Raw genomic sequence first — 7,186 nt, 5'->3', positions numbered from 1 at the left:
GTTCGGCAAGTCGGCCCGGCCGGGCCGCAGGATGAGGATCAGGGGCGGCGCGGTGCCGAAGGATCCGGCGGCCAGCTGCAGGCGCCGGCCCGGCTTCAGCGGAAGCCCATCCGCGACGAGCCCGGCCACCGCCGCGAGGTGCCCGGCGCGCAGCGTCTCCTCGAGGGCTCCGAACACGGAAGCGTCGGCCTCGGCCTCCAGCAGCAGCAGGCGCCCCGGATCGAGCCCGAGCCCGGTGAGGCCGTGGCCGTAGGGGATTGGATGGCCGGGGGCGACGACGAGGAGGGCGTCGCCCGCCGCCCGCGCGAGATGGCGGGCGACCAGGGCCAGCACGAAGCCGAGGGCCGAGGCTTCGTCGCCCGCGCCCTCGGGGGCGACCTCGTGCAGGAGGCCGAGGCCGAGGCCTCCGCCGGGAAGTCGGTCGTCGAGGTCGGCGACGCCCAACGGCAGCACGCCGCCCGCGCCGGGGCGCCGCTCCGCGTCGAGGCGGGCCCGCAATTCCGCGAGCCGTTCCGCCGTGGACGGTTCCTGCTCATCCGGCTCGTCACGCGACCGCTCCATCCCATCCCAGCTCCGACATGACGTCAGATAGGAACAAAACAAGAACACTTTCAAACGGTTTCGCACTGCCCGAAAATAGTCCCGCCGGGGCAGCAGCTTGGCCTGTGGACGGGTGTGGAAGGGTGTGGATCGGCTCCATTTGAAGGCGGCCATGGCCAGGGTTGACCCCGGTGGCAGCAGGGCGGCAATGTCCCGCCGCCGCACGATCCGGCGGCGGGGAATGTCCGACATGATCCTTCATCGCGCGCGCTTCGCCACGCTGATCGCCGGATGCCTCGTCCTCGCCGGCGGCGCGCAGGCCCAGCAGCCGGCGGCGCCTGGACTCGATGCGCCCGCCGCGTCCGCACCGGCCCGCCAGCGTGCGCGTCGGCCTCAGGCGCCGTCCCAGCCGATCATGGTCTACGACGCCCGCATCGAGGCCGGCGACCTGCGGATCTCGGGTGCGGTGCGCAAGGGCGGCGCCGTCGTCGTGATGGACGAGGACGTGTCGGTGATGGCCGATTCCCGCGGCCGCTTCCTATTCCGTCTGCCCTACCGACCGGGCAGCTGCGTCGTGTCGCTGAAGAGCAACGAGGACGAGCGCTAGGCGGTGATCGCCAACTGCGCCCCCGAGGGACAGGCCGGCGCCAAGGGCGAGACCGGGGTGCGCGGCGAGCCCGGCCCGCAGGGCGTGGCGGGGCTTCCCGGCCCGGCCGGACCGGCGGGCGAGGCCGGCCCGAAGGGCGAGACGGGTCCCAGAGGCGAGACGGGTCCTAAGGGCGAGACGGGTCCGAAAGGGGAGGCGGGCCCCAGAGGCGCGGCCGGCCCCCAGGGAGATGCGGGACAGAAGGGGGAAGCCGGCCCGGCGGGACCTGCCGCCGCCGCGCTCCCTGCCGCGGCCCCCGCAACGCCGTTCCTGGCGGTACGGAGCGAGACCTGCCCGGCCACCGGCTGCGAGATCGCCTGCGCGGGCGGCGAGGTCTTCGTCTCGGCCTACTGCCTCAAGGCCGGCACCCCGGTCTTCTCGCAAGGCACCGACGGGACGGCGACCGCCTCCTGCCCATCGGAAGCCGCCGGGATGGTCGGGTTCTGCGCGCGGATGTGACGGTCGCGTCACCGGATCGATCACGCGAGGCACGGCGCTCTCCCTCTTCCAGAGGGGGAGGGTCGGGGTGAGGGGCGTGACTTCTCCGCAAAGCTCACGCCCCTCAACCTGTCCTTCTCCTTATGGGAGATGGGACCCGCGCTTCGAACCGTCCGGTCGGTCGCGGAGGGGAAGGAGCCATCCGGGCCTCAGCCGCGGCCGGAACGTTCGGCGAGCCAGATCACGTGGCGGGCGCCACCCTTTCGGCCGTTGGCGCGGGTGGCGACCTCCTCGACGCTCAAGCCCGCATCGTGCAGGCGGCGGCCGAAGCTGCGGTCCGGCCCCGCGGACCAGACCGCGAGGACCCCGCCCGGACGCAGGGCAGCATAAGCGGCGCCGAGGCCGGCCGGATCGTAGAGCCGGTCGTTGGAGGCCCGCGTCAGGCCGTCCGGTCCGTTGTCGACGTCGAGCAGGATCGCGTCCCAGGCGGCCGGACGCTCGCCGATCGCGCGCGCCACGTCCACCTCGCGCAAGGTTACGCGGGGATCGTCGAGGATGCCGTCGAACACGCCGGCGAGGGGTCCGCGCGCCCAGGCGGCCACAGCGGGCACGAGCTCGGCCACCGTCACCGCCGCTCCGGGAGGCAGCGCACCGAGCGCGGCGCGCAGGGTGAAGCCCATGCCGAGCCCGCCGATCAGCACGTGCGGCGCCCTGCGCGATGCGATCCTGCCGCAGGCCAGGGTCGCCAGCGCCTCCTCCGAGCCACTGAGCCGGCTGTTCATCAGCTCGTTCTGGCCGAGCATGATCGCGTACTCGGTGCCCCGCCGCCGCAGCCGCAGGGTGCCGCCGTCGCCGGGGATCGAAGCGGTGTCGAGGTTCTCCCAGGGGATCATGCGGCGCTCACGTCCTCTCGTCCGGCAAGCCACGCCGCCATCCCGGCCGCCGCCGCCCGACCGCTGCTGATCGCGCCCTGGAGCAGGTAGCCGCCGGTGGGCGCCTCCCAGTCGAGCATCTCGCCGGCCACGAACAGGCCCGGCCGCTTCCGAACCATGAAGCCCGCGTCGAGCCCGTCGAAGCCGACACCGCCGGCGGTTGAGATCGCACGCTCGATCGGAGCCATCGCGTGCAGGCGCAACGGTGCGGCCTTGATCAGCCCGGCGAGCGCATCCGGGTCGGCCGGCAGCGCGACGCCCGCAGCCTCGCGCAGCACCCCTGCCGCCACCGGCGACAGACCGGCCCCCTTGCGCAGGCGGGTCGCCATCGATTCGCCGGGCCGCGGGTCGGACAGCCTTTCGGCGAGGGCGCTCCTGCTGAGGTCGGGTCGCAGGTCGAGCACGAGGCGGGCGGCGCCCTTGCCTCCCGCGTCCTTCCCGCTCCTGTCCTGGCGCTCGATCATCGCGCGCAGGGCCCGCGACACCGCGTAGATCGCACCGCCCTCGATGCCGTCGGCGGTGATCAGCGCCTCCCCCCGCACGATCACGCCGTCGGCGGTCAACCCGATCCGCTTCAGGGGCTGCCCGGCGAAGCGCTCGCGGAAATGGTCCGACCACGCCACCGCGAAGCCCGCATTGGCCGGGCGCAGGGGCGCGACGGCGACGCCGAGATTCGCCAGCATCGGCACCCAGGCTCCGTCAGAGCCGAGGCGGGGCCAGCTCGCGCCGCCGAGCGCCAGCAGCACCGCCTTCGGCCTCGTCCAGCTCTTCCCCTCCGGCGTCTCGAACACCAGGGTGCCGTCCTCGACGGCCACGAGCCGGTGCCGGGTGCGGATACCGACGCCTGCGCCCTCGAGGCGGAGCAGCCAGGCCCGCAGAAGGGGCGAGGCCTTGAACGCCTTCGGGAACACCCGCCCGCTCGATCCGACGAAGGTCGGCTCCCCCAAGCCATCGCACCAGGCACGCAAAGCATCCGGCGGGAACGCCGCGATCGCCCCGGCCAGGCTGCCGGACGGGTGGTAGCGCCGCAGGAAGTCCGGGACGGGCTCGCTGTGGGTCAGGTTCAGGCCCCCGCGGCCGGCGAGCAGGAATTTCCGGCCGACCGACGGCATCCGGTCGTAGATCGCGACCTGGTGCCCGGCCGCGGCCAGCACCTCGGCCGCCGCCAGCCCGGCGGGGCCGCCGCCGACGACCGCGACCTCGTTCGGGGAGGCGTCGTCCTGCGCCACGTCGTCGTCTCGCATGTCCATCGCAGCGGAAGGCGTCCGATCGTCCCCACTGTCAAGGCATGCCTGCATGGACCGGCATCGCTCGAGCCCGCCCTTGATTCGCCGCGTTCGGGTCTTTAACTGCCGCTCATCGGCTGCGGGCCCCTCTGGCGGGATGCTCTCTCAAGATGCTTCCGTGATGTCGGAGCCGATGCTTTCCTTGCAAAAGAAGCATCACGGTCCCGCTTATGGTCGATTTCCTGTACGTCGAGTGGCTCGGCAAGCCGATCTGGATGTGGCTCGGGTTCCACGCCCTTGTCGCCGCCCTGCTCGCCTTCGATCTCGGCCTGCTCCATCGCGACAAGGAGCACGAGATCGGCGTCAAGGAGAGCCTTCTCCTCACCGCCTTCTACTTCAGCCTCGGCCTCGCCTTCGGCGGCTGGATCTGGTGGTACCTCGGCGCGCAGCCCGCCCAGGAATACGTCACCGGGCTCGTGGTCGAGAAGTCGCTGTCGATGGACAACGTCTTCGTCATCGCGGTCATCCTGTCGGCGCTCGGCATCCCGCTCGCCGCCCAGCACAGGGTGCTGGTCTGGGGCATCCTCGCCGCGGTGCTGCTGCGCGGGCTGATGATCGGGCTCGGCGCCGCCCTGGTGCATCAGGCCGCCTGGGTGCTGTCGCTGTTTGCCGCCTTCCTGATCTATGCCGGCCTGAAGATGCTGTTCTCCAAAGAAGAGGACGCCGGCGACTTCCAGGATCACGCCGCCGTGCGGTGGCTCAGGGCGAAGCTGCGGATCACGCCCGAGCTTCACGGCCAGCATTTCCTGGTGCGGAAGACCGATGCCAGGACCGGCAAAACCGCCCTGTGGCTCACTCCGTTGGCGCTCGCCCTGGTGCTGGTGAACGGCGCCGACGTGATTTTCGCGGTCGACAGCGTGCCGGCGATCTTCGCGATCACGACCGACACCTTCGTGGTCTACACCTCCAACATCTTCGCGATCCTCGGGCTTCGCGCGCTCTACTTCGCGCTGGCGGCGATGGTCGATCGCTTCGCCTACCTCAAGACGGCGCTCGCCTTCATCTTGATCTTCATCGGCACGAAGATCGTCGTCGCCGACACCTTCGGCCTCGTCCACGTGCCGCCGTGGGTGTCGCTGGCGGTGACCGTGGTGCTGCTGACGATCGGCATCCTCTACAGCCTGTGGCGCACCCGGGGCGAGGCGCATGCGGATGCGCGCGAAGCCGAGCTGCACGGTCGGGCCTGAGCCCGAGGGTCAGCCGCCCCGGCGGTAGACGCCGCTGAAGCTGATGTTCATGCCGCCGCAAGCCCTGTCGCGGCAGGCGGGCGCGAGGCTCGAGCAGGTGGGGTCCGCATCCGCCGACTCGACGAATGGCACGCGCCCCTCCGCCACGACCCGTGCGACCTGGCGCGGCCGGCCGAGATCCGGCAGGTCCGGACGGGTCGCGGCGGGCGCAGCCGAATTCATCGACGCCCTCCCGCCCGCATTCTGAGCCGAGGCCGGGGTGGCGAGGGCGGCCAGCAACGCGAGTCCGGCCGACATGGGAGGGAGGCGATCCGGCGATCGCGCCCTGACGGCCGCCTCAGCTTGGCCGCGACGCGATCAGGTCGCGCAGGGTGGTGATGGTGGAGGCGTCGGCGATGCCGTCGACCCGCGCCTGACGGAAATGGCGCTGGAACGCGGTGACGACGTCCCGCATGTGGCGATCGAATGTGCCCGTCACCGGCTGCTCGTAGCCGTAAAGCGCGAGCATCGCCTGCAGCGCCTCGATCGGCTGCCCGGCATCGCCCTCGGCGAAGAAGCGCCCGTCGCGCATCGGCACTTCCGGCACGTAATGGCCGACGCCGTCCGCCGAGAGCCGGCCCCAAGGGAAAGTCTCGCCCGGATCCTCCTTGCGGCCGGGCGCGATGTCGGAATGCGCCAGCACCCGGTCGGCCGGGATCGCCCAGCGCGAGACGATGTCGCGCGCGAGCGCTGTCACGGCGGCGATCTGCGCCTCCGGGAAGGGCGGCAGGCCGCCGGCATGGCCGGGATGGACGATCTCGATGCCGAGCGAGCGGGAGTTCACGTCGCGCTCGCCGCGCCAGGACGCCCGCCCCGCATGCCAGGCCCGGCGGCTCTCCGGCACCATCTGCCAGATCGCGCCGTCCTCCAGCACGACGTAATGGGCCGAGACCTCGGCGATCGGGTCGGCGAGCCGCTGCATAGCGGCGGCCGCGCTCGTCATGCCGGTGTAGTGCAGGATCAGCATATCCGGCCGCGGGCCGAGGCGTTCGCCGTGGTTCGGCGAGGGCTGGATGCGGCTGGCGAGCGGACTGTCCGGTGTCATGGCGAACCGCCCTCCACCGCGGCGGCGCCTTCCGCGAGGATCCGGTCGTGAGCCGCGTTGATCGCAGCGAGGCGCTTGGTGGCGATCGCCACCGCCTCGGGCGGCAGGCCGCGGGCGATGGCGCGGTCGGGGTGGTTCTCGGCGACGAGCTGGCGGTGGCGCGCCTTCACCGCGGCCGGGTCGGCGCCGGGCTCGAGCCCGAGGACGAGGTAGGGGTCGTCGGCCAGCCGCACGTGCCGGGCGGCGATGCGGCGGAACGCGGCGTCGTCGAACCCGAAGATCTCGGCCACCGCGCGGAGATAGGCCTCCTCCGCCTGATGGATCGCGCCGTCGGCGGTGGCAATGTGGAACAGGCCGTCGAGGACGTCCTCAAGCAGCGACGGCTCGTCGTGGAAGGCGTTGGCGAGCTGCCGCGCATAGGCCTCGTAGCCGTTGGTCGTCCGCTTCGCGAGGTCGAACAGCCGGGTGACGCGGGCGCGCTCCGCCTCGCCGACCTGCACGACCTTGCCGAAGGCCTCGACCTCGGATGGGGTCACCACCCCGTCGGACTTCGCCATCTTGGCGGCGAGCGCGACGAGGCCGGTGGTGAAGACCACGTCGCGCGGCATCGGCCCGAACAGCGCACCCTCGCGGTCGACGAGGTAATGGCCGGCGAGGCCGCCGACGAGCCCCCCGAGCGGGCCGCCGATGGCGAGGCCGATCCCAGCGCCGCCGATCTTGCCCCAGATCCCCGAGCTCATCGGGACCCGGCGGGGATGTTTCGGAGATGCGGAACGGTCACCGACAGGCCTCTATGCGGTGCCGCCGGGGACCCTGACGGGATCCGGCGACGACAAGCCGCCGGGGATACAGGCTCGACCGGAAACGCGGAAGGGCCGGAGCGCTCGGCTCCGGCCCAGACCTGAAACGAAGAAAGGGCCGGAGCGCTCGGCTCCGGCCCTTCGACGTTCGGTCGGCGGCGGGGTCTCAGCGGCAGTACACGTCGCCGTAGGCGTCGCGGTAGGTGCCGTAGGGGCAGCGCGGCGCGGTGGAGGCGCCGACGATGGCGCCGCTCGCGCCGCCGATCGCGGCAC

9 protein-coding genes are annotated in these 7,186 nt (G+C 72.3%); 3 read left to right on the top strand and 6 right to left on the bottom strand.

What is annotated here, in order from left to right; all coding sequences use genetic code 11:
* Window positions 1-561 (bottom strand): ImuA protein (locus FV230_RS21900; RefSeq protein ID WP_187275580.1); only part of this gene is annotated, 561 nt, incomplete at its 3' end.
* Between the two features lie 229 nt (window positions 562-790).
* Here FV230_RS21900 and FV230_RS31385 point away from each other — a divergent pair.
* Together FV230_RS31385 and FV230_RS31380 are read left to right on the top strand one after the other, a co-directional pair.
* On the top strand, window positions 791-1,147 hold the full coding sequence (locus FV230_RS31385; protein WP_187275579.1) for a hypothetical protein: 357 nt from the start codon (window positions 791-793) through the stop codon (window positions 1,145-1,147).
* Between the two features lie 3 nt (window positions 1,148-1,150).
* A complete protein-coding gene (locus tag FV230_RS31380) occupies window positions 1,151-1,645 on the top strand; it encodes a collagen-like protein (RefSeq protein ID WP_187275578.1) in 495 nt (164 codons plus the stop codon).
* Between the two features lie 188 nt (window positions 1,646-1,833).
* On the opposite strand, the gene FV230_RS21890 is transcribed toward FV230_RS31380, so the two are convergent.
* Together FV230_RS21890 and FV230_RS21885 are read right to left on the bottom strand one after the other, a co-directional pair.
* Window positions 1,834-2,517 carry a spermidine synthase gene (locus FV230_RS21890; protein WP_147843902.1) on the bottom strand — a complete coding sequence of 228 codons (684 nt, stop codon included), beginning with the start codon at window positions 2,515-2,517 and terminating at the stop codon, window positions 1,834-1,836.
* A complete protein-coding gene (locus tag FV230_RS21885) occupies window positions 2,514-3,800 on the bottom strand; it encodes a TIGR03862 family flavoprotein (RefSeq protein ID WP_147843903.1) in 1,287 nt (428 codons plus the stop codon). The genes FV230_RS21890 and FV230_RS21885 overlap by 4 nt, the downstream gene beginning before the upstream one ends.
* A gap of 212 nt (window positions 3,801-4,012) precedes the next feature.
* Between FV230_RS21885 and FV230_RS21880 the strand changes: the two genes are divergently transcribed.
* Window positions 4,013-5,029 (top strand): TerC family protein, encoded by a 1,017-nt coding sequence (locus FV230_RS21880; RefSeq protein ID WP_147843901.1) that lies wholly within the window; start codon window positions 4,013-4,015, stop codon window positions 5,027-5,029.
* Window positions 5,030-5,038: 9 nt separating this feature from the next.
* Here FV230_RS21880 and FV230_RS21875 read toward each other — a convergent pair whose 3' ends face one another.
* The 3 genes from FV230_RS21875 to FV230_RS21865 are packed head-to-tail and all read right to left on the bottom strand — an operon-like array spanning window position 5,039 to window position 6,853.
* Window positions 5,039-5,326, bottom strand: a complete 288-nt coding sequence (locus tag FV230_RS21875) for a hypothetical protein (protein WP_147843900.1) — start codon at window positions 5,324-5,326, stop codon at window positions 5,039-5,041.
* A gap of 40 nt (window positions 5,327-5,366) precedes the next feature.
* The gene (locus FV230_RS21870; RefSeq protein ID WP_147843899.1) at window positions 5,367-6,113 is read right to left on the bottom strand and encodes an N-acetylmuramoyl-L-alanine amidase; all 747 of its coding nucleotides are present in this window, start codon (window positions 6,111-6,113) and stop codon (window positions 5,367-5,369) included.
* Window positions 6,110-6,853, bottom strand: a complete 744-nt coding sequence (locus FV230_RS21865; protein ID WP_147843898.1) for a DnaJ family molecular chaperone — start codon at window positions 6,851-6,853, stop codon at window positions 6,110-6,112. The genes FV230_RS21870 and FV230_RS21865 overlap by 4 nt, the downstream gene beginning before the upstream one ends.
* Window positions 6,854-7,186: the final 333 nt, after the last annotated feature.

The sequence above is a fragment of the Methylobacterium sp. WL6 genome, from assembly GCF_008040095.1.
Lineage (GTDB): Bacteria > Pseudomonadota > Alphaproteobacteria > Rhizobiales > Beijerinckiaceae > Methylobacterium.
The sequence above is the reverse complement of the archived record's forward strand: the minus strand, read 5'-3'. Positions and strand labels throughout refer to the sequence as shown.

Excerpts from the sequence above, each read along its gene's own strand:
- FV230_RS21885 (WP_147843903.1), bottom strand. The coding sequence starts at position 3,800 with ATGCGAGACGACGACGTGGCGCAGGACGACGCCTCCCCGAACGAGGTC.
- FV230_RS21870 (WP_147843899.1), bottom strand. The coding sequence starts at position 6,113 with ATGACACCGGACAGTCCGCTCGCCAGCCGCATCCAGCCCTCGCCGAAC.
- FV230_RS21865 (WP_147843898.1), bottom strand. The coding sequence starts at position 6,853 with ATGAGCTCGGGGATCTGGGGCAAGATCGGCGGCGCTGGGATCGGCCTC.
- FV230_RS21875 (WP_147843900.1), bottom strand. The coding sequence starts at position 5,326 with ATGTCGGCCGGACTCGCGTTGCTGGCCGCCCTCGCCACCCCGGCCTCG.
- FV230_RS21880 (WP_147843901.1), top strand. The coding sequence starts at position 4,013 with ATGGTCGATTTCCTGTACGTCGAGTGGCTCGGCAAGCCGATCTGGATG.
- FV230_RS31385 (WP_187275579.1), top strand. The coding sequence starts at position 791 with ATGATCCTTCATCGCGCGCGCTTCGCCACGCTGATCGCCGGATGCCTC.
- FV230_RS21890 (WP_147843902.1), bottom strand. The coding sequence starts at position 2,517 with ATGATCCCCTGGGAGAACCTCGACACCGCTTCGATCCCCGGCGACGGC.